The organism is Pseudofrankia inefficax (assembly GCF_000166135.1).
Taxonomy (GTDB): Bacteria; Actinomycetota; Actinomycetes; order Frankiales; family Frankiaceae; genus Pseudofrankia; species Pseudofrankia inefficax.
In genome coordinates this window covers 3,027,103-3,051,202 of the sequence record NC_014666.1, presented here as the reverse complement: position 1 = coordinate 3,051,202, position 24,100 = coordinate 3,027,103, and the positions used below count along the sequence as shown (strand labels likewise).

Annotated in this window: 21 protein-coding genes; 10 read left to right on the top strand and 11 right to left on the bottom strand. The window is 74.2% G+C overall.

The genetic code is table 11. From position 1 onward, the window contains the following. Positions 1-21: 21 nt before the first annotated feature. From FRAEUI1C_RS12355 to FRAEUI1C_RS12335, 5 genes are all read left to right on the top strand, one after another. The gene (locus tag FRAEUI1C_RS12355) at positions 22-1,161 is read left to right on the top strand and encodes a sensor histidine kinase (protein ID WP_013423633.1); all 1,140 of its coding nucleotides are present in this window, start codon (positions 22-24) and stop codon (positions 1,159-1,161) included. A gap of 5 nt (positions 1,162-1,166) precedes the next feature. Then, positions 1,167-1,832, top strand: coding sequence for a response regulator (locus FRAEUI1C_RS12350; RefSeq protein ID WP_013423632.1), 666 nt, complete (start codon positions 1,167-1,169; stop codon positions 1,830-1,832). A 129-nt stretch (positions 1,833-1,961) separates the two neighbouring features. Continuing rightward, positions 1,962-3,575 carry a carboxylesterase/lipase family protein gene (locus FRAEUI1C_RS12345; RefSeq protein WP_013423631.1) on the top strand — a complete coding sequence of 538 codons (1,614 nt, stop codon included), beginning with the start codon at positions 1,962-1,964 and terminating at the stop codon, positions 3,573-3,575. 303 nt (positions 3,576-3,878) lie between these two features. Beyond that, positions 3,879-4,934 (top strand): type III polyketide synthase, encoded by a 1,056-nt coding sequence (locus FRAEUI1C_RS12340; protein WP_269724399.1) that lies wholly within the window; start codon positions 3,879-3,881, stop codon positions 4,932-4,934. Beyond that, entirely contained in the window at positions 4,934-6,145 is a 1,212-nt protein-coding gene (locus FRAEUI1C_RS12335; protein WP_013423629.1) for a cytochrome P450, read from the top strand. Before FRAEUI1C_RS12340 ends, FRAEUI1C_RS12335 begins: the two co-directional genes overlap by 1 nt. A gap of 46 nt (positions 6,146-6,191) precedes the next feature. On the opposite strand, the gene FRAEUI1C_RS12330 is transcribed toward FRAEUI1C_RS12335, so the two are convergent. The 7 genes from FRAEUI1C_RS12330 to FRAEUI1C_RS12300 are packed head-to-tail and all read right to left on the bottom strand — an operon-like array spanning position 6,192 to position 14,457. Beyond that, a complete protein-coding gene (locus tag FRAEUI1C_RS12330; protein ID WP_013423628.1) occupies positions 6,192-6,935 on the bottom strand; it encodes a class II aldolase/adducin family protein in 744 nt (247 codons plus the stop codon). An 11-nt stretch (positions 6,936-6,946) separates the two neighbouring features. Then, complete coding sequence (locus FRAEUI1C_RS12325) at positions 6,947-8,155, bottom strand: amidohydrolase family protein (RefSeq protein ID WP_013423627.1); 1,209 nt, start codon at positions 8,153-8,155, stop codon at positions 6,947-6,949. Then, entirely contained in the window at positions 8,152-9,312 is a 1,161-nt protein-coding gene (locus tag FRAEUI1C_RS12320) for a thiolase family protein (RefSeq protein WP_013423626.1), read from the bottom strand. Before FRAEUI1C_RS12320 ends, FRAEUI1C_RS12325 begins: the two co-directional genes overlap by 4 nt. Positions 9,313-9,314: 2 nt before the next feature. After that, the gene (locus FRAEUI1C_RS12315) at positions 9,315-10,097 is read right to left on the bottom strand and encodes a PadR family transcriptional regulator (RefSeq protein WP_013423625.1); all 783 of its coding nucleotides are present in this window, start codon (positions 10,095-10,097) and stop codon (positions 9,315-9,317) included. Continuing rightward, positions 10,094-12,598 carry a CaiB/BaiF CoA transferase family protein gene (locus tag FRAEUI1C_RS12310; RefSeq protein ID WP_013423624.1) on the bottom strand — a complete coding sequence of 835 codons (2,505 nt, stop codon included), beginning with the start codon at positions 12,596-12,598 and terminating at the stop codon, positions 10,094-10,096. Before FRAEUI1C_RS12310 ends, FRAEUI1C_RS12315 begins: the two co-directional genes overlap by 4 nt. 8 nt (positions 12,599-12,606) lie before the next feature. After that, positions 12,607-13,917, bottom strand: a complete 1,311-nt coding sequence (locus tag FRAEUI1C_RS12305; protein WP_013423623.1) for an amidohydrolase family protein — start codon at positions 13,915-13,917, stop codon at positions 12,607-12,609. 15 nt (positions 13,918-13,932) lie between these two features. Then, positions 13,933-14,457, bottom strand: coding sequence for a Zn-ribbon domain-containing OB-fold protein (locus FRAEUI1C_RS12300; protein ID WP_013423622.1), 525 nt, complete (start codon positions 14,455-14,457; stop codon positions 13,933-13,935). Positions 14,458-14,764: 307 nt separating this feature from the next. Between FRAEUI1C_RS12300 and FRAEUI1C_RS12295 the strand changes: the two genes are divergently transcribed. Further along, positions 14,765-15,463, top strand: a complete 699-nt coding sequence (locus FRAEUI1C_RS12295; RefSeq protein WP_013423621.1) for an SLATT domain-containing protein — start codon at positions 14,765-14,767, stop codon at positions 15,461-15,463. Between the two features lie 287 nt (positions 15,464-15,750). Here FRAEUI1C_RS12295 and FRAEUI1C_RS12290 read toward each other — a convergent pair whose 3' ends face one another. The 3 genes from FRAEUI1C_RS12290 to FRAEUI1C_RS12280 form a co-directional block, all read right to left on the bottom strand. Beyond that, entirely contained in the window at positions 15,751-16,128 is a 378-nt protein-coding gene (locus tag FRAEUI1C_RS12290) for a DUF2255 family protein (RefSeq protein WP_013423620.1), read from the bottom strand. A 226-nt stretch (positions 16,129-16,354) separates the two neighbouring features. Then, entirely contained in the window at positions 16,355-16,720 is a 366-nt protein-coding gene (locus tag FRAEUI1C_RS12285) for a hypothetical protein (protein WP_013423619.1), read from the bottom strand. 19 nt (positions 16,721-16,739) lie between these two features. Then, a complete protein-coding gene (locus tag FRAEUI1C_RS12280; protein ID WP_063747984.1) occupies positions 16,740-17,492 on the bottom strand; it encodes a nitroreductase family protein in 753 nt (250 codons plus the stop codon). Between the two features lie 419 nt (positions 17,493-17,911). On the opposite strand from FRAEUI1C_RS12280, the gene FRAEUI1C_RS12275 reads away from it, so the two are divergent. The 4 genes from FRAEUI1C_RS12275 (at position 17,912) to FRAEUI1C_RS12260 (ending at position 22,066) form a co-directional block, all read left to right on the top strand. After that, entirely contained in the window at positions 17,912-19,516 is a 1,605-nt protein-coding gene (locus tag FRAEUI1C_RS12275) for a M48 family metallopeptidase (RefSeq protein ID WP_013423617.1), read from the top strand. Further along, a complete protein-coding gene (locus FRAEUI1C_RS12270) occupies positions 19,513-20,220 on the top strand; it encodes a hypothetical protein (RefSeq protein ID WP_013423616.1) in 708 nt (235 codons plus the stop codon). The genes FRAEUI1C_RS12275 and FRAEUI1C_RS12270 overlap by 4 nt, the downstream gene beginning before the upstream one ends. Before the next feature lie 103 nt (positions 20,221-20,323). Further along, positions 20,324-20,692: a YciI family protein gene (locus FRAEUI1C_RS12265; RefSeq protein WP_013423615.1), complete on the top strand. Its 369-nt coding sequence runs from the start codon at positions 20,324-20,326 to the stop codon at positions 20,690-20,692. 3 nt (positions 20,693-20,695) lie between these two features. Next, complete coding sequence (locus FRAEUI1C_RS12260) at positions 20,696-22,066, top strand: RNA polymerase sigma factor (protein WP_013423614.1); 1,371 nt, start codon at positions 20,696-20,698, stop codon at positions 22,064-22,066. Here the strand turns inward: FRAEUI1C_RS12260 and FRAEUI1C_RS36200 are convergent. Beyond that, positions 21,966-24,041, bottom strand: coding sequence for a hypothetical protein (locus FRAEUI1C_RS36200; protein ID WP_013423613.1), 2,076 nt, complete (start codon positions 24,039-24,041; stop codon positions 21,966-21,968). The genes FRAEUI1C_RS12260 and FRAEUI1C_RS36200 overlap by 101 nt on opposite strands. Between the last annotated feature and the right edge of the window lie 59 nt (positions 24,042-24,100).

Sequence of the window (24,100 nt, the reverse complement as noted above, 5' to 3'; positions counted from 1 at the left end):
TCGGCGATCGCGGGAGAGGCTGTGCGGGCGGGGCTCCTGAACCGGTGGGATGTGGCGGTCGCCGCGGCGATCACCGTGGCGACGGTCGCTCCGCCGGCCGTCACCGGCCATCCTCGGTGGTGGCTGCTCGCGCTCGGCCTCGCGGCGTCCGTGCCGGTCGCCTGGCGCCGACAGGCGCTGCTGGTGGTGTGCCTGGTCGTGGGACCGGCGACCACCGTGCTCGCCCTGTGTCCGGACCTCGGCCCGCTGTTCGTGCCCTACGGCGCGCTGCTGTGCGCCTACACCTTCGCCGCGCACGGCACACGCCGGCTTCAGCCGGTCGCGATCACGATCTGCGCCGCTGGCGTCCTGATCACGTTGGTCGTGCCACGCGAGAGCTTCGACACCGCCCGCGTCGTGGTCACCGAGTATGTCGCCGTGTTCGCCATCGGCGGCGGGATCCGGGCGCGGCGGGACCGGGAGGCGGCCGACGCGGAGCGGGCCCAGCGCACCGCCGAGGCGCGGGCCGCGGCGGTGCAGCGCGAGCGGGTCCGGATCGCCCGCGACATGCACGACATCGTCACGCACTCGGTCGGGCTGATGATCGTGCAGGCGGAGGCCGGGCCGGTGGTGGCCAGGACGGACCCGGCGCGGGCCGAGGCCGTCTTCGACACGATCGCCGCGACCGGCCGGGAGGCCGTCGACCAGCTGCGGGTGATGCTCGGCGCGCTGCGGGGCCAGGCCGGGCGCGAGCCGGTCCCGGGGATCGACGCCGTCGCCGAGCTGGTGGCCCGGACCGGCCGCGGTGCGCTGCGGACGAGCCTGACGGAGGAGGGCGAGCGCCGCCCACTGCCGCCGGACGTCGGCGTGGCGGCCTACCGGATCATCCAGGAGTCGTTGACGAACGTGGTCCGCCACGCCGGGGCCCGGTCCGTGGAGGTCACTCTGAGCTGGACCGACGCGTCGCTGGAGGTCCGGATCGCCGACGACGGGGGCGGCACCGGCGCCTCGGGGCCACCGCGCGAGGGGCATGGCCTGCTCGGGATGCGGGAGCGAGCCCAGTCCTGCGGCGGAACGCTGGCCGTCGACCCGCGCGGCTTCACCGTCACCGCGTCGCTGCCGGCCCCCGGCCGACCGGCCGAGCACTGGCCCCGGCCGCGTTCGGCCGCCGCGGGCGGGTGACACCGATGGACGCGACGATCCGCGTCCTGGTGGTCGACGACCAGGATCTCTTCCGCGGCGGCTTCGCCATGATCCTCAACGCCCAGCCCGACATCACCGTCGTCGGCGAGGCCGCCGACGGGGCCGAGGCCGTGCGGGCGGCGGCGGCGCTGGCCCCGGACGTGGTGCTGATGGACATCCGGATGCCGACCCTCGACGGCGTCGGGGCGACGGCCGCGATCTGCCAGAGCTGCGCGGCGAAGGTGCTGGTCCTGACCATGTACGACGTGGACGACTACGTCTACGCGGCGCTGCGGGCTGGGGCGAGCGGGTTCCTGCTCAAGGACGTCCGGCGCGACGAGCTGGTCCGCGCGGTACGCCTCGTCGCGGCCGGCGAGTCGCTGCTGGCGCCGAGCGTGACCCGTCGGCTGATCGCCGACGTCGTCGGCCGCGGCGCCGCCCGCCCGGCGCTGGCGCGCCGGCTGGACGAGCTGACCGAGCGCGAGTCCGAGACGCTGCGGCTGCTCGGCCGGGGCCTGTCCAACAGCGAGATCGCGGCGACGCTGGTGGTCAGCGAGCACACCGTCAAAAGCCACGTCAGCAGCGTCCTGACCAAGCTCGGGCTTCGGGATCGGGCGCAGGCCGTCGTCTTCGCCTACGAGTCGGGGCTGATCGTCGCGGGGCAGGACTGACCGTCGCAAGGCAGGGCCGGTCGTCGCGGGTCACCCGCGGGAGTGACCTTCGGTTCGTTCTCCGCGGCGATGTGCCTCGCGGTGCGGCCGGCGAACCATCAAAGGCGGTTTCTCGAAAGGAGATCGCCCATGTTCCGGTCCCTGGCGGCCACCGTTCTCGCCGCCTTTCTGCTGACACTGCCGGCGGCGGCCTGTTCGTCCACGGCCGCGTCCGGCTCACCGCCCGCGCCATCGTGTGACGCGAAAACCAGCCTGGGCGCCGTCGCGGGGCGGGGCGAGGGCGGCCTGTGCGCGTTTCTCGGCATTCCCTACGCGCAGCCGCCGACGGGCCGGCTTCGGTTCCGCCCGCCGGTCCCGGTCGGCCCATGGCACGGGACGTTGCCCGCGACCGACGGCACGCACGTCTGCCCGCAGGACCGGGACTCCGCCGAGGACTATCCGGACGACAGCGCCGTCTACACCGACGAGGACTGCCTCTACCTGAACGTCTGGACACCACGGCCGGACGCCACGAGACGGCCGGTCATCGTGTTCATCCACGGCGGGGCCGCCCGGCTCGGGTCGGCCGACGAGCCACGCTACGACGGCGCCGGCCTGGCCAGGGCGGGCAATGCCGTCGTGATCTCGCTCAACTACCGGCTCGGCATTCTCGGCTGGTCCGAGCTGGGCGGGATCGACCCGTCGTATGAGGGCTCGGGAAACAACGGCCTGCGCGACCAGCTGACGGCCCTGCGCTGGGTGCAGGCGCACGTCGCCGACTTCGGCGGCGACCCGTCGAACGTGACCGTCGCCGGCCAGTCCGAGGGTGCGTTCTCCATCAGTGCGATGCTCGCGACCGACCACCCCGAGAAGCTGTTTCAGCGGGCGGTCCTGGAAAGCGGCAGCGGCTATCTGGTCCACTCCGCCGGGTTCGAGAAGAGCATCTCCGCCGGGCTCCCGGTGAAGCGGATCGAGGACCTGACGGCGATGTCGACGAGTCAGATCCTCGGCCTGCAGGACAAGCTGCTCGGCGCCGCGCCGGGCGCGCAGTCGGCGCTCTATTTCGCCCCATACGTCGACGGCACGCTCGTTCGGGAGCCGACCATCCAGGCGGTCGAGGAGGGAAAGACCCGCGATATCAGCATTCTGCTCGGTACCACCCGCGACGAGATGAACTTCTTCGGCCAGTTCGACTCCGACGGCCTGGCGGTCCTGGCGCAGCAGTACGACGCGGTGTTCCCGGCCCGGCTCGCCGGCCGGCGTGACCAGATGGTGGCCGACTACCGCCGGGACCTGCCCGGGGCGAGTGACCAGGACATCAGGCTGGCGATGTTCACCGACCAGGCCCTGCGCGTCCCGGCCCTGCGGCTGGCCGAGGCGCAGAGCCGCTGGCGGCCAACCTACGTCTACGAGTTCGACTGGAAGCCGCCGACGGGGCTGGGCGCGGTTCACACGATCGAGCTGCCGTTCGTGTTCGGCACCCTGCGCTTCGCCGGGGTCCCCGGCGGGGAGGCCGCCGTCCGGGCCGACCGCGCGCCGCTGGCCCGGCTGTCGGCCCAGATCATGGATGCCTGGACCTCGTTCGCCCGCACCGGCGACCCGAACGCCGTGCGCCAGGTGTCACGGCCGACCTGGCCGTCGTACCAGCCGTCGCGGCGGGCGACGATGATCTGGGACGCGCCGACGTCGCACGTCGTCGACGCTCCCCGCGACGCCGAACGGGCCGCCTGGGACGCCTATCCCTTCGCCCCGCTCGGGTCCTGAGCCCCGCGATGGCCGGATTGCCCGCACTTCCGGAATGAAATACGGGCGCCCGCCCGTCGGCCCTCTTTGGCGGAACAATTCCGGCACGTCAAGGCAGCTCCCGGAGCGGGCCGCGGCCATCGTTTCGGCATTGTGAGAACGGGTACGTTGAGCGAGCCATCCAGGCTCCTAGGATCAACCCAACCTGGCCGCGCGGGCTGCGCGCCAGCCGCGCCCAGACTGGCGCGAGCCCGCGAAGGAGGGGCGCTTCGCATGCCAATCCTCTGCCGCCCTGCCGTGCTGGTCCCAGAAAACACGATCGGAATGGAGGAGACCCTCGAGCTGGCCCGCCGCATGCACGCGGACCACCCTCAGCTCGATCTCGTTCTCCAGCTCATCTCGAACACCGGGGTCAACAAAAGACATCTGGTCCGACCCCTGGCCGAAACCCTGCAGCATCCCGGTTTCGAGGCGCGTAACGCCGTGTACGCCCAGGAGGCGATGGCCCGGATTCCAGGAGTGGTGCGCCCAGCCCTCGCGGCGGCCGGGGACCTTGGGCCCGAGGACATCGACGCCATCATCTTCGTGTCCTGCACGGGCTTCCTGATGCCGTCCCCGACGGCCTGGATGATCAACAAGCTCGGGTTCCGGAACGACACCCGGCAGATCCCGATCGCCCAGCTCGGCTGCGCCGCCGGTGGCGCGGCCATCAACCGGGCGGCCGACTTCTGCACCGCCTACCCGAACGCGAACGTCCTCATCGTCGCCTGCGAGTTCTGCTCGCTGCTCTACCAGCCGTCGGACCGCGACGTCGGCTCGCTGCTGGCCAACGGCCTGTTCGGTGACGCCGTCGCCGCCGCGGTGGTCCGCGGGCGCGGCGGGTACGGGGTGCAGCTCGAACGGAACTGCTCCTACCTCGTTCCGGACACCGAGGACTGGATCTCCTACGCGGTCAAGGAGACGGGCTTTCATTTCCGGCTCGACAAGCGGGTGCCGAAGACGATGGCGATGCTCGCCCCGGCGCTGTGCGCACTCGCGGAAAGCCACGGCTGGGACGCGGGCGCGCTCGACTTCTACATCATCCATGCCGGCGGCCCGCGCATTCTGGACGACCTGCGGGACATTCTCGGCCTGGACCCGGCGTTCTTCCGCTACAGCCGGGCGACCCTGACCGAGCATGGCAACATCGCGAGCGCCGTGGTCCTCGACGCCCTGCGGCGCATGTTCGAGGACAACGTTCTCGAACACGGGGCGACCGGCGTGATCGCCGGCTTCGGCCCCGGCATCACGGCCGAAAGCTGCGTCGGCACCTGGTCCTCCCCCATCAGCCAGCCTTCGGACCTGCGCACCCGGCTCACGGCCCGTGAAAGCGCCGCGTGATGACGACCGAGACCCAGCCGCGGGCACGGCACTGCCCGTTCGGCCACCTGGAGGCGCTGGAGTTCGACCCGCTGCTGCGCCAGCTGCGCGACGAGGAGCCCGTCACCCGGATCAGCATGTCCCACGGCCAGGGCTGGGCCTGGCTGGTGACCCGCTACGACGACGTCCGGACGGTCGTGACGGACCACCGCTTCAGCCGCGCGGCGGGGATCGGCCGGGACCTGCCGCGGATGACGCCCGAGCCGATCGCCCAGGCCGAGGCGGTCAACCTGATGGATCCCCCCGGGCACACCCGGCTGCGACGCCTGGTCGCGCAGGGGTTCACCGCGGCCCAGATCGAGCGGATGACGCCGAGGATCCGCGCGGTCGTGGCCCGGCTCCTCGACGACATCGGCGCCCACGGCGCCCCCGCCGACTTCGCCCGGCTGTTCGCCGCGCGCCTGCCCCTCACCACGATCTGCGAGATCATGGCCATCCCCGACGGCGACCAGCGGCGCCTGCGGGACCTGGTGGTCACGCTCATGTCGACCGGCGCGGGCCCCGGCCCGACCCGCGAGGCGAAGGCAGCCCTGCGCGCCTATTTCCTGGAACTCACCGCGCGTCGGCGCGCCCGGCCGGGCGACGACCTGATCAGCACCCTGGCCCTGGCCCGCGACGGCGACGAGCTGCTGGGCGACACCGAGCTGGCGGTGATGTCGATGGTCCTCACCATCAGTGGCCACGACACCAGCACCTACCAGCTCAGCAACATCCTCTACACGCTGCTCACCCACCCCGAGCAGCTCGCGTTGCTGCGCGCCCGCCCCAGCCTGCTGGAACCCGCCGTCGAGGAGCTGCTGCGCTTCATCCCGTTCCGCCGGGGCGTCGGCATCGCCCGGATCGCGACCGAGGACGTCGAGCTCGGCGGCGTGACGATCCACGCCGGCGACGCCGTCCACGTCTCCTACCTGGCGGCCAACCGCGACCCGGACGTGTACCAGAACCCGGACCAGCTGGACCTCCAGCGGTACCGGCCCGCGACCCACCTGACCTTCGGCCACGGCACCCACTACTGCGCCGGAGCCAGCCTCGCCCGCGCCGAGCTGCGCCTCTCCCTCGAAGCCCTGCTGGCCCGCTTCCCGGCCCTGCGCCTGGCGGTGCCCCCCGAGGAAGTCCCCTGGCACGCCGGCTCCATCTGGCGCTACCCCGAACGCCTACCCATCACCTGGTAGCGACGGCTCCTGACGACCGTCCGCAACATCGCGATGTGTTCGGGCGTCAGCGGGGGTCGAGGAGGGTTGGGTCTGCGCGGAGCTCGGCGCGGACGGCGGACTCCCAGAAGCCGAGGAAGCCGTTGCCGTCGGAGGCCTTCAGGTGGTTCAGGAAGCCGGCCGGTAACACCGGGGTCGGGGTCCCGCCCGCCGCCCGGACGTGCCAGGCGCGCTGGCAGCGCTGTTCGAGGGCGACGGCGCGCTGGAAGACGGCTCGGGCCGAGCCGCCGAGGACGAACACGCCATGGCCGGCGAGCAGCGCGAGATGGCCGCCGTTCATGGCGTCGACTGCGCTGCGCGCGGTGGCGGCGTCGTTGACCGGGCCGGAGTACTCGTTGACCAGAACGAGGTCGCCACCGCCGCCGAGGGCCGAGCTCTGGTCGTAGATCGGCGGGATCTCGCCGAGGTCGGCCCAGACCGTGCCGAACAGCGGATGGTTGTGCACGGCCCAGGTGACGTCGGCACGGGCGGCATGCAGCGCGAGGTGCAGCGGGATGCCGAGCGGCACGGGCCAGTCGCCCTCGACCAGGTTCCCGGCGAGGTCGATGCGGATGACCTGTTCGGGGCGCAGCTCGTCCCAGCGGACCAGCCACGGGTTGCACAGCAGGGTGCCGTCAGGCTGCAGCGCGGTGATGTGCCCGGCGAGATGATCGTTGTAGCCCTCCCGCCACAGGGCGCGGGCGAGTAAGGCGATCTCCTCCCGGGTGGTGAGCTCCGGCATCAGCTTCTCGGCCGTCGGGACGAACGTCATGGGTCTGCCCTTCAGTCGGCCGGCAGCACGGTCGGCGGCAACGGGTGACGGAACAGCGCGGCCGCGTTCTCGCAGCACATCGCCCGGATCTCGGCCGGCGGGATGTGGCCCCAGACGTCGGCCAGCAGCCGCTGCGTGTCCGGCCAGGTCCCGTCGCCGTGCGGGTAGTCGGTCTCGACCATGATGTTCTCGACCCCGATCCGGTGGCGGGTGTCGATGGTCGACGGGTCATCGAGGGTGCAGAACCAGAAGTTGCGGCGCAGCACGTCGGCCGGCCGGGTGTCCCAGCCCGTGCCGTAGCCGGAGCGGTCGACCAGGTTGTCGAGCCGGTCGAGCAGCATCGCGACCCAGCCGATCCCGCCCTCGCTCATCGCGATCTTCAGGGCCGGGAGCCGGGCCGGGTAGCCGGACCACAGCCACTCGGCGCACGCGGTCAGCGAGGCCTGGCCGAACAGGGTCGCGCCCAGCTGCAGGCCGGGCGCGCCCGGAGGCCTCTCCTCCAGGCCGGCGCTGCCGACGTGCAGGGTGATGACGGTCTGGGTGTCGACACAGGCCCGCATGATCGGGTCCCAGTGGTCGGTGTCCCACAGCGACGGCAGGCCGACGCGATGCGGGCGCTCCGGGAACGTGACGGCGGTGAACCCGCGCTCGGCGTTGCGCCGGATCTCGGCGACGGCGAGCTCCGGGTCCGACAGGAACGCGATACCCATCGGCACGACCCGCTCCGGGTAGGCCTGGAACCACTCCTCGTACAGCCAGTCGTTCCAGGCCCGCACGCAGGCAAGGCCCAGCTCCTGGTCGCGGGCGCCGAAGAAGACCCGGCCGCAGAACCCGGTGATCTGCGACGGGAAGTTGACCGAGGCCCACACGCCGCCCAGGTCCATGTCCTTCACCCGGGCGTGGATGTCGTAGCAGCCGGGGCGCATCTGCTCGAACCGGAACGGCTCGACCTTCACCGTCTCGGGCCGCCGGCCGGCGACGGCGTTCATGCCGACCTGGGTGAACGTCGCGTCCTCGAACCGCCAGACCTGGTGGCCTCGGTCGGTCTCGACGATCCGCGGCGCCGCGTCCGCGAACCGGGCCGGCACCCGCCCGGCGAACAGGTGCGGCGGCTCGACCACGTGGTCGTCGACCGAGATGACGGTGTAGCGGACCGGCCGGGCCTCGGGCTCCGGCAGGAAGAGGGCGGGATCCAGGGGCGCGGGAACGAGGGTGGTCACGGGTGCCTCCCCAGCAGGACGAGGGTGAGGAAGAGGGCGCCGGCACCGCCGGCGGTGCACAGGGCGACGTCTGCATCGGGAACCTGGAGCGCGGGGCCGCAGTCGCCGCGCAGCTGCTCGACGCCCCGGATGACCCGCTGGAGCATCTGGACGGACGAGCCCGCGTGGCTGAACGACAGGGTGCCGCCGTCGGTCGTCACCGGGTGGCTGCCGTCGATGGCGATGTGGCCGTCCGCGACGAACGGCCCGCCCTCCCCCGGGCCGCAGAACCCGAACGCCTCCAGCTGGCGGATGATCTCGAACGAGAACGGGTCGTAAAGCTCCAGGACGTCGACGTCGTCGCGGCACAGGCCCGCGTTCGCCAGCGCGCGCTCGAACGCGCGCCGCCCGACAAGGCCGTTGACGGGTGCGTCCGGGCGCCGCCCGACGTGGTCCCACGCCGGCGGGTAGCGGTAGCTCGGCCCGAGGTGGTCGGAGCCGCCCGACAGGACATGGACCGGGGCCCGGCGCAGGTCGGCCGCCCGCTCGGCGGTGGTCAGCAGCAGGGCGCAGCCGCCCTCCGAGGTCGTCGAGCAGTCCAGCAGGTGGAACGGGTCCGCGACCAGGCGGGAGGCGAGCACGTCGGCGGGCGTGAACGGGCCGCGGCCCGCGTAGACGGCCGCCGGGTTCGCGTGGCCGTTGTTGCGGATCGTCGCCGCGACGGCGGCGAGCTGCTCGGGGGTCGTTCCGTACTGGGTCATGTGGCGCCGGGCGATGAGGGCGAACTCGGCGGCCGTGAACATCCCCCACGGGATGACGAACTCGTTCTCGGGACGGGTCCACGGCGCGGTCGCGGTGTGCTCGGTGTAGGTGCCCGCCTCGGCGGAGACGACCAGCACGCAGTCCGCCTGGCCGCCGGCGATCGCCGCCGCGGCCTCCAGCACCGCCCCGATGCCGGGCTGGGCGCCCTGCCACGCCGGGCCCAGACCCAGGTCGTAGACGACCGCACCGCCCATGCCCGGGGCGCTCACGCCGTCCACGTCGCCGAGGGCCAGACCAGCGTCGGCCAGCACGCCGCCGACGGCGTCCAACAGCAGGCTGGCAGACGTCTCGCCGGGCAGCTGGCGGGCCTGGACGGTGTTGTAGGCGCCGACGATCACGGCCGGCCTCGACGGCATGGTCAGCTCCCCTCCTCGTCGCCGACGACGGGGCCTCGGGCGGCAGCGTCGTCAGCGTTGTCGCGGACGGTGGTCTCGGGGCCGGCGCTCGGGGCCGGCGGATCGGCGGCGTAGTCGTGCAGCGGCGGCGGGCCGGCGAACGGCGGCCGGGGCGTGGTGGGCAGCGCGGCGAGCTCGTCCCGCAGCTGGGTGATATTCGCCAGCTCCGCGTACATCCGGCGCAGCACGTAGTCGCCGACCGCGCCCGAGTAGCGCAGCTCGGGCCGATCGGCCAGCCGGACCTCGCGGGCCCGCCGCCGGCCCCAGCGCAGCTCGTCGATGGCGGCCCGGGTCTGGGCCAGGTGGTGGTCGAGGATCTCCACGACCCGGTCCGGGTCGTCGCTCTCGCCGGCCAGCCACACCCGCAGCAGCACCGGGTGCTTGATCACCACCGGCTCGTCGTCGGGTGTCCGGTGCAGCCAGTCGCGCAGCACCGCGCGACCCGCGGGCGTGATCTCGTGGACGAGGGTGCGCCGCAGCCCGCGGCCCGGCGCCGGGCTGGACGTCACCAGGCCGAGTTGCTCCAGCCGGGCCAGCTCCTTGCGGATGTGGCTGATCGCCGGCGCCCAGTAGAAGAAGCGCAGGCTGAAGTCGGCCCGCGTCTTCAGCTCGACCGGCGACAGCGGCACGTCGGCCACCGCCAGCTGCCCGAGCACGGCGTAGGCCGTCGCGGGCAGACCGCCCGGGGTGGCCGCGCCTTCCTCGTCGGCGGCGTCGGGGCCGACGTCTGGCCGTGGGCCGGTCATACGCCCGCCGGCCGGTCGGCGAGGACGCCCCGTGCGCGCAGGCCCTCGATCTCCGGGTGGGTGAGGCCGAGCAGGTCCCGGTACACCTCGTCGTCGTGCTGGCCGAAGACCGGCGCCGGCCGGCGCAGCAACGGGCCGGGATGGCTGGCGAGGCGGAACGCGACGCCGGGCATCGGGTGCTCGCCGACCACCGGGTGGGCCAGCCGCTCGAAGAAGCCCCGGGCCACCAGCTGCGGGTTGGCCAGCAGCGCGGCGGCCGGGGTGACGGGCGCGGCCGGGACCCCGGCCTCGGCGAGCGCCGCGAGCCCGGTCGCCCGGTCGGGCAGCGCGGCGGCCCAGGCGGCCAGCGCCGCGTCGACGCGGTCGTGGGCGGGGGTGGCCCGCCGGCCGGCGAGCGTCGCCAGGCCCGGGTCGGCGGCCAGGTCCGGACGACCGGCCACCGCGCACAGCCGCGGCCACTGGGCGTCGTCGGTCACCGCGAGCGCGAGCCAGACGTCGGGGCCCGCCGGGTCGCGTGAGCAGTGGTAGGTGCCCTGCGGGGCGGCGAGCGGCCCGCGGTTGCCGTCGCGGTGCAGCGAGGCGCCGTACGCCGAGTGCTCGACGGTCAGCTCGGCGGCGACGTTGAGGACCGACTCGACCATGGTCGCCTCGACGAACGCGCCGACGCCGCCACCGCCCGGGCGGTCCCGCGCCGTGAGCGCCACCAGGGTGGCGAAGGCGGCGTGCAGGCCGGCGATCGGGTCGCACGCGCCGCGCGGGATCACCGGCGGGCCGTCGCGGGTGCCGGTGAGCCAGGCCAGGCCGCTGGCCTGCTCCATCGTCTGGGCGAAGCCGGTGCGGTCGCGCCACGGGCCGTCCAGGCCGAAGGCCGGCATCCGGGTGAGCACCGTGGCCGGGTTCGCGGCGCGCACCGCGTCCCGGTCGAGGCCGAGGTTGGGCAGCACCCTGGGCGTGAAGTTCTCGATGACGACGTCGCAGGCGCCGATCAGGCGCTGGGCCAGATCCTGCCCCTCGCGGGTCGACAGCTCCAGGCTCACCGCGCGCTTGTTGGCGTTCGTGGCCAGGAACATCGTGCCCCACTCCCACCAGCTCGGCTCGGTCGGCGGCTTGCCGCCGGCGAACCGCAGGCCGTCGGGCCTGGTCACCCCTTCGACCTTGATGACGTCGGCTCCGAGTGAGCCGAGCAGCATGGTCGCGGACGGACCGGCCCAGAACGCGGTCAGGTCGAGGACCCGCAGCCCGTCCAGTGGCAGCTCCCGCGCCGCCGCGCCGGCCTGGACCGGCGCCGGCCCGGGTTCCCAGGCGACGGTGTCGGTGTGCTCGCCCAGGGCGGGCGCACCGACGAGCGGCCGGCCGCGGAACCCGTCGACCCGGTAGGGCGTGCGCGGCTGGGCGAACCCGCCGCTCGGGTTGGGGACGAAGACGCCGCGGGCGGTGAAGTGGTCGATCGTCGTCACCGTGGAGGGCGTCCCGACGGGGGTGACCGGGATGCGCAGCCCGGCGGCGAGCTCCACGATCTCGTCGGTGGTGTGCCGGGTGGACCACGAGTGGACGGCGGCCAGGAACTCGTCGCGGCGGGCGTGGCGGCGCGCGAGCAGCGCCAGGTCGCGGTCGCCGAGCAGGTCGGGCCGCTCGATGAGGACCAGGAAGTCCTGGAACTGCTGGGCGGTGATGGTGCAGAAGCCGACCAGCCCGTCCTTGGTCGGCACGATCGACGGGATCTCCGGTACCCGGCCGGGCGAGCCGGAGACCCCGGGTCCTGGGCCGCCCATGATGGTCGGCCCGACCACCGACAGGCCGCCCATCATGATCGTCATGCATTCGAGGATCGAGAGGTCGACCAGGTCGCCGACGCCGTCGCGCCGGGCGCCGCGCAACGCGGCGAGCCCCACCACCGCCGCGTAGACCCCGGCGGCCCACTCCCCGATCCGGCCGCCCGCCTGCAGCGGGGCGGCGTCCGGCTCGCCACGGGCCGCGGTCGAGCCGCACAGCGCCTGCAGCAGGAACTCGTTCACCGCCCGGTCCCGCGGTGGCTGGGACCCGTGCGCGGCGCCGGCGCCCGTCCACGGGCCGGCCAGGCCGAACGGGCTGATGGACACGACGACGGCGCGCGGGTTGTCTGCGTGCAGACGCCGGACGGCCGCGGCGTCGAGGCCGTGGCCGGCGTGGTTCCCGCCGGCGAGCGCGCCGCCGGTGATGACGACGTCGGCCGCCGCCGCCAGGCCGCGCACCCGTGGGCTGTCGGGCTCGGCGGCGACGGACCGCTTCGAGGCGTTGAGGTAGCGGAACAGCGCGCCATCACCGTCGAGCGGTGCGCCCGAGGCGGACCAGGCACGCAGCGGGTCGCCGGCGCCGGGCGGCTCGACCTTCACGACGTCGGCGCCCGCGTCGGCGAACAGCTTGCCGCAGTAGGGCCCGGCGAGCTGCGTCGAGAGCTCCAGGACGCGGACGCCGGCAAGGGGAGCGGCAGGCTGTGCCGGGGCGGCGCGGTCGGGGGCCATCCGGGCGCCTAGGCCCGAGGTCCGGGCGCGGCGGCGGCCGGCGGCGCGGCGCGGGTGGTGAGGCGCTTCCAGCTCGCCAGGTCACGCTCGCTGGCCGGGCGGCCGACCCGGGTGACGACGTCGACGTCGGTCGCCTCGGCGCGCAGCGCGCCGGCCGTGGCCCGCTCCCGCGGTCGGGTCGCGAACGGGTCGAACCGGAAGTGCCGCATGGCGTTCTCGTGGGTGATCCTGTTGATCGTCTCGTCGGGGAGGCCGCCGAGGTTGGCCAGGACGTCCTCGGGCGCGTTCGGCCAGCTGGAGTCGGAGTGCGGGAAGTCCGACTCCCAGCAGACGTTGTCGACGTCGAACCAGTCGAGCAGCCGCGGGCCGACGGTGTCGCTGATGAAGCAGGTCAGGATGTGCCTGCGGAAGACGTCCGCCGGGCCGTCGAGCCCCGCGGGGAAGACCGGCCTGGTCCAGCCGGAGTGGCGGCGCCGGACGTGCTCACTGCGCCACAGGAAGTACGGCACCCAGCCGATGTCGCCCTCGGTCAGGGAGAACCGCAGGTCCGGGAAGTCCGCCCAGAACTCGGCCCACACCAGCTCGACGAACGAGAAGATCGAGGCGATCGACGAGCCGGTCATGTTGACGCTCGCGGGCGCGTCGCTGGAGTACATCGGCGAGCGCGACGACGAGCCCAGGTGCAGGCACAGCACGGTGCCGGTGTCGCTGGCGGCGCGGAACAGCGGGCTCCAGTAGCCGCTGTGGATGCTCGGCATCCGCAGGGCCTCGGGGTTCTCGGAGAACGTGACGGCGTGGCAGCCCTTGGCCGCCAGCCGCCGCACCTCCCTGGCCGCCTCGTCGACGTCGAAGAGCGGCAGGATGCCGCACGGGATGAACCGGTCCGGGTAGGCGCCGCACCACTCGTCGACGTGCCAGTCGTTGTAGGCCCTGACCATGACCAGGTTGACGTCCCGGTCCGGGCCCTGGTTGAGGACCTGGCCGGAGAAGCCGGGCCAGTTCGGGAAGTTCAGGCCGGCGAGCTGGCCGCCGGCGCTCATGTCCCGGACGCGCTCGTGGACGTCGTAGCAGCCGGGCCGCATCTCGTCGTAGCGGCTGGCGTCGACGTTGAACATCTCCGGCGGCTTGCCGGCGACCGCGTTCAGGCCGAGGTTACGGCCGCGCGCGGTGCCGTAGTACCACTGCTGGACGCCGTCGGGCTCGTCGACGACCCGCGGCGCGAGCTCCCGGTACCGCGCAGGGACGTGCGCGTCGAACATCGTGGCCGGCTCGGCGATGTGGTCGTCGACGCTGATCAGGATCAGGTCCTCTGGCTGCATGACGGCGATCTCCGTTCAGGCGCGCGCGGCGGGCTCGAAGTAGGGAAGCGTCGTGGTGGCCTGGCCGCCCGCGTCCTTGACCGGGTGGAACGCGACGCGCAGGCGCAGGTCCGGGTGGATCTCGGCGACCGTGAGGCCGACGAGGCAGGTCAGCAGCCGGTAGCCCTCGTCGAGCGCGACGATCGCCGGTGCGTACGGGGTGTGGAACGCGGCACTCACCGGCCGGTGCACCACTGTCCAGCTGTAGAGGGTGGCGCGGCCGGCCGACCGCTCCCAGCGCAGGTCGCTGGACAGGCAGGCCCGGCAGGCCGCCGCCGGCGGGAAGGCCGGTGCGGCGCAGGCCACGCAGCGCTGGAAGAGCAGCTCGCCGCGGGCACAGGCAGCCCAGAACGGCGCGGTCAGCGGGGTACGCGGCGCGAACGGGACACCGTCCGCCTGCGGACGCAGAACGACCGTGTCGGCTCCGCCGCCCCCAGGCCGGCCTATCGGACTATTAGTCCGAACTTTCGCCGCCGATTCGGCTAACTCTCCCTCACTCACAGCGACATCGCCCAGCCCTCCTCTGCTCAGGCAAGGCCGAACGCCCGCCGTTCCCGCTCCTCCGGCCGCGCCGATCTGGGTCGAGGCGACCGAGCGGGCTACGAAGGCGTCGCAGCCTTCGCAACGGAGGTTAGCTCAATAGTCCGAACTCGCAAACCCCCAGAAGCGCCCAGACCTACCGCCCGTCCGACCCCGACCAGCCGCGGCGGCGGCGCGGCACGCCGGGCGACCGCGGCCGATCCCGCTTCTGACTACAATCCGTCACTATCATTGTTCGGAGAGTATCCATCGTGCAGAAGGAGGTCAGATGGTGTTGTGGGGTCCGAGGACGCAGCCGCCGCCGCAGGGGCCGCGCTCGCCGCTCGCGCCCGTGGCGCCCGGGACCGTCGCGGCTTTCGCCGGCGCGGTCGTGCCGGCCGACCGGGCGCCGTGGCTCGCCTGGCGGCCGCGGGCCATCGGAGCGCCGGCCAGCGGCGGGAGCATGGACCTGCTTCCCGTGGTCTCGTCCAGCGACTGGACGGACACCGACGCGGTCCTTGCCGCGCTGTACCGGCGACTGGAGCGCAGGGCCATCGACGCCACCGACCGGCACCGGCGGCGTGGCCACGACCTTCGGTCGCTCTCCCGCCTGCTGCGGGTGCTGGCCGTCCTGTTGGCGGCGGTGGGCGTGCTGCTGCCGGTGATCGCGGCCGCTCGCAACGACATCGCGGGCGCGGCCTGGTGCTCGCTGTTCTTCGGCGCAGCGCTGGCGCTGCTGGCCATCGAGCACGTCTGCGGCCTGTCGGCGGCGGCCGCGCGCGGCCAGGCGGCGGCGACCCGCGCGCAACGCCGGCTGGAGGTCTTCCAGGAGGACTGGACGGCCGCGTGCGTCCCCGGCGCCACGGACGGGACCATCCCCGACCGACTGGCGATCCTGCGCTCCTTCACGGCTGACCTGCGCACTCTCGCCGACCGCTCACCCGCCGACGGTGAGGCCGAGCTGTCGTTCGCCGACCTCAAGCTGTAGCGGGAATCCCCGCCCGTAGAACCCGTCAGGTACCGAGTTCGCCAGGGCCCGGCGTGCCACCGCGACCTGTGGCACGCCCGGCCCGGTTGGCCTGGGCCCTGGACTCGCAGACCAAGATCATGATCGCCGTTTCGGCCCTCAAGTGGTCGCAAGACCGGCGGCGTTTACAGCCACGCGAGGGCGAAACCGGCGATCTTACCGGTCACGGAACGAGACCGACCCTGTCAGGACGCGGGACATCTTCGCGGCGCCGGACGGTTCCTGGGACTGAGGCATGACTGCGCCGTTCAGTCGGTGGGTGTGAGGCGCAAAGTCGTGTCGACCGCCGGGTCGGCGACCATGGGCCGCAGGTAGCTGTCGCCGTAGCGGGCGTACTTGGCGCGGTAGGCGCGGTCGACCGGCTCTCGGGAGGCCGGGCCCGGCCCGGCGACGGTGACGTCACGGTCGACGCCCGCCGCCTGGACATGGGCCGTGCCCTGGGCCGCGGCCCGCTGGAACCAGGAGCCGTCGCGCCCGCGGTAGGACCGGACGTACAGGTCGTCCTCGACGCGCACGACCCAGATCGGGACAGCGGGACGCAGCGAGCCGTCCGCCCGCCGCGTGGTGATGGTCATCTCCTCGGTGCTGCCCAGGGCATCGAGCTCGGAGGGCGTCCAGGTGGTCATCGCGTGCCTCCTTCTCGATGTACGACGGCCGGGATCCGCGGCGGGCTCGTGGTGCGCAACCCGCACGCGATCCCTGCCCGGTCCGCCGGGACGGCATGCGACACCAGCGCCGTGACCGTGGGAACCGGCGCGTTCCCGGGCTGCGCCGCGAGAAGGTCGCGATGCAGCCTCGCCGGCAGGGCTGCCACCAACAACGCCAGAAACGGGCTCGGGGCCGCCGTGGCCGTCAGGCCTCGTCCTGGGCCTCGGCGGCGAGGATCAGGGCGATGTGCTCCAGGCTCGGGCGGCCCTGGCCGTTGAGCGCGGCGGCCAGGTAGGCGACCGCGGCGATCCGCATCCCCGCCTCTTCAATGATCTTGCTGGTCGCCTCGGCGAGGGCGTCGGGATTGCTCGCGGCCAGTTCGCGCAGCAGTTCGGCGGCCGACTGGTCGTCGCCGGACCCGCCGTCGTCCGAGTCGCCGTACGGCTCGGGCAGTCCGGCGGCGAGGACGATGGCCCGGCGGATCTCGGCGGCCAGCTGGGCGAGGTCGTGCGAGGCCGCCGCGGTAATCAGGGCGATGCCTTCCACCAGCCGGTCGTTCGCGGCACTCATATGGTCCTCAGTCCTGTTCTCAGTCCTCGGACGGGGCCGGGAACGGCGGGCCGTCGAAGGTGTCCACGTGGGCGAACTCGGCCACCGACCGGCGCCGGAGCTTCGTCGCCCGGTGCTGTGGGTAGCCGAGAGCGAGGACGCCGGCGATGGCGTGGTCGGCCGGGATCCCGAGCAGCGTGGCGGCCACCGGCTCACGCCGGACCAGGAACGTCGTCATCGTCCCGCCCAGGCCCTCGCCCCGGGCGGCGAGCAGGATGTTCTGGGCGAACGGGTAGATCGAGCCACCGCCGACGATGCTCGTCCGCTCCAGCTCGATGTCCATCACGGCCAGCGCGGTGAGCCGGGCGACCAGCACCAGCAGGACGGGCGCCTCGTCGAGCTCGTCGACGAACGACATCGGCGCGGGCGTCGCCGCGGCCTCGTCGAGGTCGACGGCCGCTCCGCGCCAGCGCCCGTCCGGCCCCGGCGCGAACGGCCGGACGCCGGCCTTGGCCTGCGCCGTGTACTCGCGCCAGCCCAGCACCGCCAGGTCGCGCACCTGCCGGCGGATCTCCGGGTCACGCAGGACGAGCACCGTCCACGGCTGGGCGTTGCCGCCCGACGGGGCGAACCGGGCGTCGTCGAGCACCCGCGCCAGCACCTCGTCGGGCACCGGGGTGTCGGTGAACCTGCGTACCGCGCCGGCCGTGCGCATCGCCTCGCGCAGCTCCATACCGCCCGCCTCCATCCCGCCGTGCCGGAGGACATCCGGTGTCCCGGCCACCCCCGGCATCCCGGGCACCCTGCGTTCGGGACGGCGCCGGGCCTGGTCGAGCCCGGAGAACCGTCGCCGCGCCAGCCGAGCCGATGTCCGGCCATGACGCTAGCCCGCGGCCGCGCCACCCGGGACACACACCGCCTTCCCAGGCCAACCGAAACGCGCTGACCGCTGTTTCCGCCCTCCTGTGGACGGCGCCCAACCACCCGCGCCCCGTCCAAGCCCCGACCAGGCCCAGCAGGGCCCAAGCCCTCCCACGACGGCCCCGGTGCCAGGCGACGGTTATGGATCGGCAAGGGCCGGCACCGCGAGAAGGTACTGGTAGGTCGGCAGTTCTGCGTATTGCGCGAGATCGTCCCGGCGCCTATCGTCCTGGATCGGTGTGCCGGGAAGCCTGGTCGGCGTCCTGTTCGGCCTGCCCACGGAGGCGCCCGGTGTCGACCAGCTCCGAGCGCTCCGCCCAGCCGCGGGTCGTGGGCGTCGAGGCGCCCTTCGCAACGCCGGCCGCCGGGTCTCGGCGGCACGGTGACGGCCGGTGGCCAGCCCCGGTGGAATGGGCCTTGGTCGCGGCGATGACGATTCTGCCCTGGCTGCCGTGGAGCGTCTGGCTGGCGGCCGTGGTGGTCGTCGGGTGCCTCGTGCCGGGAACGCACGCGCTGCTCATCTGGAGCGCCTATCCCGTCGCGGCGATCGTGCGGGGGCGGTCTGTTCCGGGCCGGGCGGTGTCCGCCGCCGAGGAGCCGGACCTTCACGCGCTCGTGTGCGAGGTGGCCAACCGGCTCGGCATCAGCGGGCCCGTCCTGGTTCACGTCGTCCCGACCCCGGAGGCGATGGTCTGCCAGCCGCCCCGGTCGTGGCGGTCACCACACCGGCGATCCGGTCACGCGCTCGTTCTCGGACTGCCGTTGCTGGAGCGGCTGACCACCGGGCAGTTGGCGGCGCTCGTCGCGCACGAGCTCGCTCACGTGTCGAATGACGGGTCGACCTTCGCCGATCGCCGCGGCGGAAGACTTTGCCGGGCCAGGGACGGCCTCGTCGCGAGCATCGGACGCCCGTGGCGCCCAGCCTGGTCCGTCTGTGGGCCGCTGCTGCGGGCCACCCAGCCCTGGTCCTGGCGGGTCGAGCTCGACGCCGACGCGACGGCGGCCAGCGTCGCCGGTACGCGCGCTGTGCGTGAGGTTCTGGCTGTCTGGCGGCTGCTCGACTCCGTGTTCGGAAGCTACGTACCGGAGTGGGTCGACGTGCTGGCGAAGAGCCACACCTACCCGGTGGATCTGTATTTGGCGGTCGCCGCGGTGCTCACCGACCCGATCGCGCTGCGGCGGGTGGAGTCGGTCGCCGAGGTCGAGGATCTGCTCGCCGCGGCGGTGGTGCCGGCCGGGCTGAGCGGACATCCGCCGACACCAGCCCGAATAGCCACGCTTGCCTCGTCATCATTGCCAGCCGAGCCGCCGTCGCCACTGTCCACCGTCCCCGAGCCGAACCGGCCCTTGACCCTGTACAACGGGACGACGCTGCGGGCGTGGGCTTCGCGTGCGCGGTCCGGCGCCAAGGGCCGGAGACGCCGGGAGCCGGCCGAGGCTCGCGTCCTCGATCAGCCCCCGGAGCGCTTCGACCCGCCCCTGGACGGCCTGCGCCGCCAGCTTGCCCACGCCCTGCGCGCGATGTCCGCCCGGCTCCCGGCGGCCCAGGGCGGGTCTGCCGAATCGGAGCCACTCGCTCGGCTCGACACGGCACTGGGCACGATCTCCGACGGCCACTGGCCGGAGCTGGCCGCGCGGATCGAGCGGTCCCTGCGTCGGCGGGTCCCCGGGCCGTCCCGGCCGGCCGTCGCCCGGGCCGTCGTCGCCGGCTTCCTCGGCCAGCTCGTCGCCGCCGAGTTACGCGCCGCCGGCTGGCCCCGCGCCAGCCGCTGGTGTGCCACCGTCGTCCTCGACCCGGCCGGCGAGGCCTTCAGCGCCGTCGACGCGGTCACCGAGGCGCTGGAGCGGGCCGACGCGACCGACCTGCGGGCGCTGCTGGCCGCGAGCTGCCCGTGAACAGGCCGGGGAGCTGGGTCGCGGACCGGTGGCGGCGCGAGGTGGCCAAGACCGTGCCGGCGCGGACGGTGGCGGCGGCGTTGCGGGCAGACCGGGGCCTCCGTCTCCGTGCCCTGCTAGCCCTCGGCGTCTATCTGGCCTGCGCCCTCGTCGGGTTCGGCCTGCGGCGACCCGACACCTACCTCGCGGTACCGGTCGGTCTCCTGGCCGGGTCCCTTCTGGTGTCCTCGACGCTGTTGGCGACCGTGACCAGGCTGAACGTGGAGTTCACCGACGCCTGCCTGGGCGAGACGTGGCACTCGCTCGCCGGCCTTCTCGAGGCCGAGCTCGCGACGAGCGACGCCGTGATCTCGACGCGGACGATCGGCGGCCACCGGGCCGTGGCCGTGGCGAGGCGGGACGGCCCGAACCTGGTGGTAGCCGTCTATCCGTGGCGTCGTGAGGTCTGGGTCGCTCTCGGCGAGTACGAGTTCCCGCGGCTGCCCCCGTCCGCGGTGCTCTCCGTCGTCGGGGGCGCCCTGCGGGGCGAGTACGCGTTGATTCCTGGCCGGATGTTCCGGCGCGGCCGGCCCGCCTGGCTGCTGGTGACCACCGGTCCTGGCCGCCGCCTCGTCGGGCGCAGGCGCCGCACCAGCCGGCTGGCCGGTTGGGAGGCCGCCACCGGGCAGACCACAGCCGGCGAGACCAAGGCCAGCGAGACGTGACCCGTGTCACTCTGCCGGTCGAGGCGTAGAGAATGGGGACGCGGCCTCGACCCAGCGGTGTCGGCGCCGGGAGGCGGCGCCCGAGACGGCAGGAGTTCCGGCCATGAAGTACCTGGTGACGATCTACGGAAGCGCCGAGACCTGGGAGGCGATCCCGCCGGAGGAGTGGCCGGCCGCGATCGCCGCGCAGGAGGCCTTCAACCGCAAGTACTTCGACTCCGGCGAGCTCATCGGCGCGTACGGGTCCGGGACCGAGGCCGACGTGAAGGTCATCCGGGTCCGCGACGGGGTGCCGGCCATCACCGACGGCCCCTACCTGGAGACCAAGGAGTTCATGGGGAGCTTCTACATCCTCGACGTCGCCGACGAGGCTCGGGCGATCGAGATCGCGGCCGACCTGCCGTGGGCCTCGCACGAGGCCGTCGAGCTGGTCCCGCTCCCCCACGAGTCGCCGGCGCCCCAGCGGTCGTAGCCGATGGACGGCCGCCACGTCGAGGACCTGCTGCGCGAGCTGGCGCCGCGGGTCCTCGGCGGGCTGCTGCGCCGCTACCCGACCCAGTTCGAGCTGTGCGAGGACGCCGTCCAGGAGGCCCTGATCGCGGCGGCGTCCCGCTGGCCGGCCGACGGCGTCCCGGACAGCCCGCACGGCTGGCTCGCGGCGGTGGCCGGCCGGCGGGTGATCGACGCGATCCGGGCCGAGTCCGCCCGCCGGCGCCGCGAGGAGGGGGTCGCGCTGACCACGCCCGCGGGAGAGCTGCTCGCCGCCGCGGCGGACGCGGACCGGCCGGCCGACCAGGACGACTCGCTGCGGCTGCTGTTCCTGTGCTGCCATCCGGCGCTGTCGGGAGCCAGCCAGGTGGCGCTGACGCTGCGGGCGGTCGGCGGCCTGACGACGGCGCAGGTCGCGGCCGCGTTCCTCGTCCCCGAGGCGACGATGGCGCAGCGGATCAGCCGGGCGAAGCAGGGCGTGCGCGCCGCCGGCGCCGAGTTCCGGCTGCCGGCCGCCGGCGCCGAGTACGACGCCCGGCTGCGCGCCGTCCTGCACGTCCTGTACCTGATCTTCAACGAGGGCTACACGGTCAGCTCCGGCGCCGACCTCACCGCCCCGGCCCTGTCCGACGAGGCGATCCGGCTGACCCGCTGGCTGGCCCGGCTGCTGCCCGTCGGCGCGCCGGCCCACTCCGAGGTGCTGGGCCTGCTGGCGCTGATGCTGCTGACGGACGCGCGCCGCCCCGCGCGGGCCGGCCCCGACGGCCGGCTGGTGCCGCTCGCCGAGCAGGACCGGTCCCGCTGGGACCGGGAGCTGATCTCCGAGGGCCTCGCGCTGGTGGAGCGGGCGCTGCCCGTCGGCCCGGTCGGCGCCTACCAGGTGCAGGCCGCGATCGCCGCCGTGCACGCCGAGGCCGCCGACACCGACGCCACCGACTGGCCGCAGATCCTGGGCCTCTACGACCTCTTGGAACGGATCGCGCCGAACCCGATGGTCGCGCTGAACCGGGCGGTGGTGCTCAGCCAGGTCCGCGGCGCGGCGGCGGCCCTGGCGGCCGTCGACGAGTTGGCCACAGGGCGGCTGGCGGCCCACCACCGGTTGCTCGCCGTCCGCGCCCACCTGCGAGAGCAGACCGGCGACCGCGACGGCGCCGGCGCGGACTTCCGCGCGGCGGCCGAGCGCACGGCGAGCGAGCCGGAACGCCGTTATCTGCTCGCCAAGGCCGCTGAGCAGGCCGAGCGGCCAGGCGAGGGTCCTACACGCGCTGCAGTATCAGGGCGACCGGCTCGCCCGGGTGCACGATCACCCGGGCCTGGGCCAAGTCGTCGATCGCGCCGATCACCTGGAACTGGATGACGCCGGGACTGGTCAGCTCGCCGCCGGTGCCGGCGGCGTAGAACGCCGGGTCGGGCAGCAGCGCGCAGCCCTTCGGGTCCTGCCCGGCGGGCAGGACCGCATCGAGCGTGAGACGCACCGAGGCGTCCAGCGGCCAGGTCGAGATCGGCCCGTCCAGCCGGGTGTGGACCGTGCCGTGGTAGCGGACCGGGCAGGTCCCGGACGTCTCGGTCGCCGTGATCTCCTCCTGGCCGCCCGTCTCGCCCTGATCGTCGATCCGCAGGCCGAAGCCCGGCAGCGGTGAGCTGGCGACGCTCTGCCAGCGGCCCAGCCACGGCCACAGCGCCGCCGGCTGGCTCGCCGTCGGGCCGCTCGCCGCCTGGCCAGGCGGCGCGGTGGCGCCGGCCGGCCGGCCGGACGACGGCCGCGCCGAGGCGGCGATCGCCGCGGCCGCGCTGCCGGGGGCCGGGCCGCCGGTGTCCTGGCGCGCCTGGTCGGTGGCCGACGGCTGATCGACGGCGCCGAAGATGGTGAGCGCCATCAGCGCCGCGCCCAGCAGGCACAGCACGGCCGCGCCCAGCTTGCCGACCCACCGCCGGGGCTCGGCCCGCGGGGGTGTCCGGTGCCGAGGGCCCGGCGCGCGGGCCGAACCGGCGGTACGGGCCGGGATCGCCGCCGGCGGGCGCACGGCCCGAGGCGGTGTCACGACCGTCCGCGACGGGCTCGGCGGCGCTGTCGGCAGGGCTGCCGGCACCAGCGCGGCGGCGCGGGACCGGGCCTGGTCGTCCCGGGCGCACCACGGGCAGGCGTCGAGGCCTGGACGGTAGTGATGGGTCTGCGTCCGGGCGCAGGTCCGCAGGTCGCCCGCCAGCCCGCGCAGCGCGTCACGCCACTCGACGGCCGTGGGCCGCGGCTGGCGCACCCCGGCGCCGAGGCCGAAGCCACGCTCGAACAGGGCCAGCAGCTCGATGGGCAGCACGTCGGCGGGCGGCATGCCGGGCGGTGGGTCGAGCCGTCCGCCGCCGGCCAGCGCGTGGAGCCCGAGCCGGGCCAGGCCCAGCGGGGAGGGCTCGTCGCCGCCGGCCCGCCAGGTCCCGGTGTAGGGCCGGTGGCCGCCGAGCAGCAGAGCGAAGCAGTGGACCGCCAGGGCGTAGTCGTCGGCGCCCGGGCCCAGCGGCCGCCCGCGCTCGGCGAGCAGCTCGGACGGCGTGAACTCGGGCCGGCCCACCGGCGCCCGGTACACCTGCGCGCCGCTCGGCCCGGAAGCCTCCCACGGCGCCGCGACGTCCCGCGGCCCGATGACGCCCCGCGCCGCGGTGGTGTTCCGCGGCCCGGCGACGTCCTGCGGCCCGGTCGCTTCCAGGGGGCCGGTGGGGTGCTGCGGACCCGGGACGGTCACCTGCATCGCGTCGCAGTCGACGAGGGTGATCGTGCCAGTGGAGCCCACCCGGACCAGGCCGTCGTGGAAGTCGCCGACCACGTAGCCGAGCTCGTGCAGCGCGGCCGTCGCCGCGGCCAGGTTCGCGGCCGCCCGCGTCAGCAGCCGCCAGTCGCCGGCGACCCGCGGCCGGTCGGCCCGGTCCAGCCGCCGCGCGGGCGGGCCGACGAGCCAGTCCGGCAGCCGGGCCTCGGCGGGCTGCTGGCGGCCCCGGACGAACAGGGCCCGCAGCTCGGCCCCGTCGGCCGGTCCGGGCATCGTGTAGCCGGCGAGCGCGCCGGTCCGGTCGACGACCAGCTCGCGCGGCCAGGCGAACCGGTACCGCCCGGCGACGTCCGCGGGCGGATGGCCGATCATCCAGGTGAGCTTCGCGCGCAGGTCCGTCGCCGACCGGAAAAGGAAGGCGGGGCTGAAGAGCTTTACCGCCGTCCCGGGATGCCCCTCCCGCGCGTACAGCCGGCCCTGGCCGGCGTCGCCGAACGGACGGCCGATATGTACGCGACCGCCATCAAGGCCGAAAAGATCGGCCAGATCAACCGAGTCCCGCCCGTCGCCCATCGAATCCCCTCAAGCGCGCTCGACCAGCATCCCACACGCGGGGGGCGCTACGACGGGCA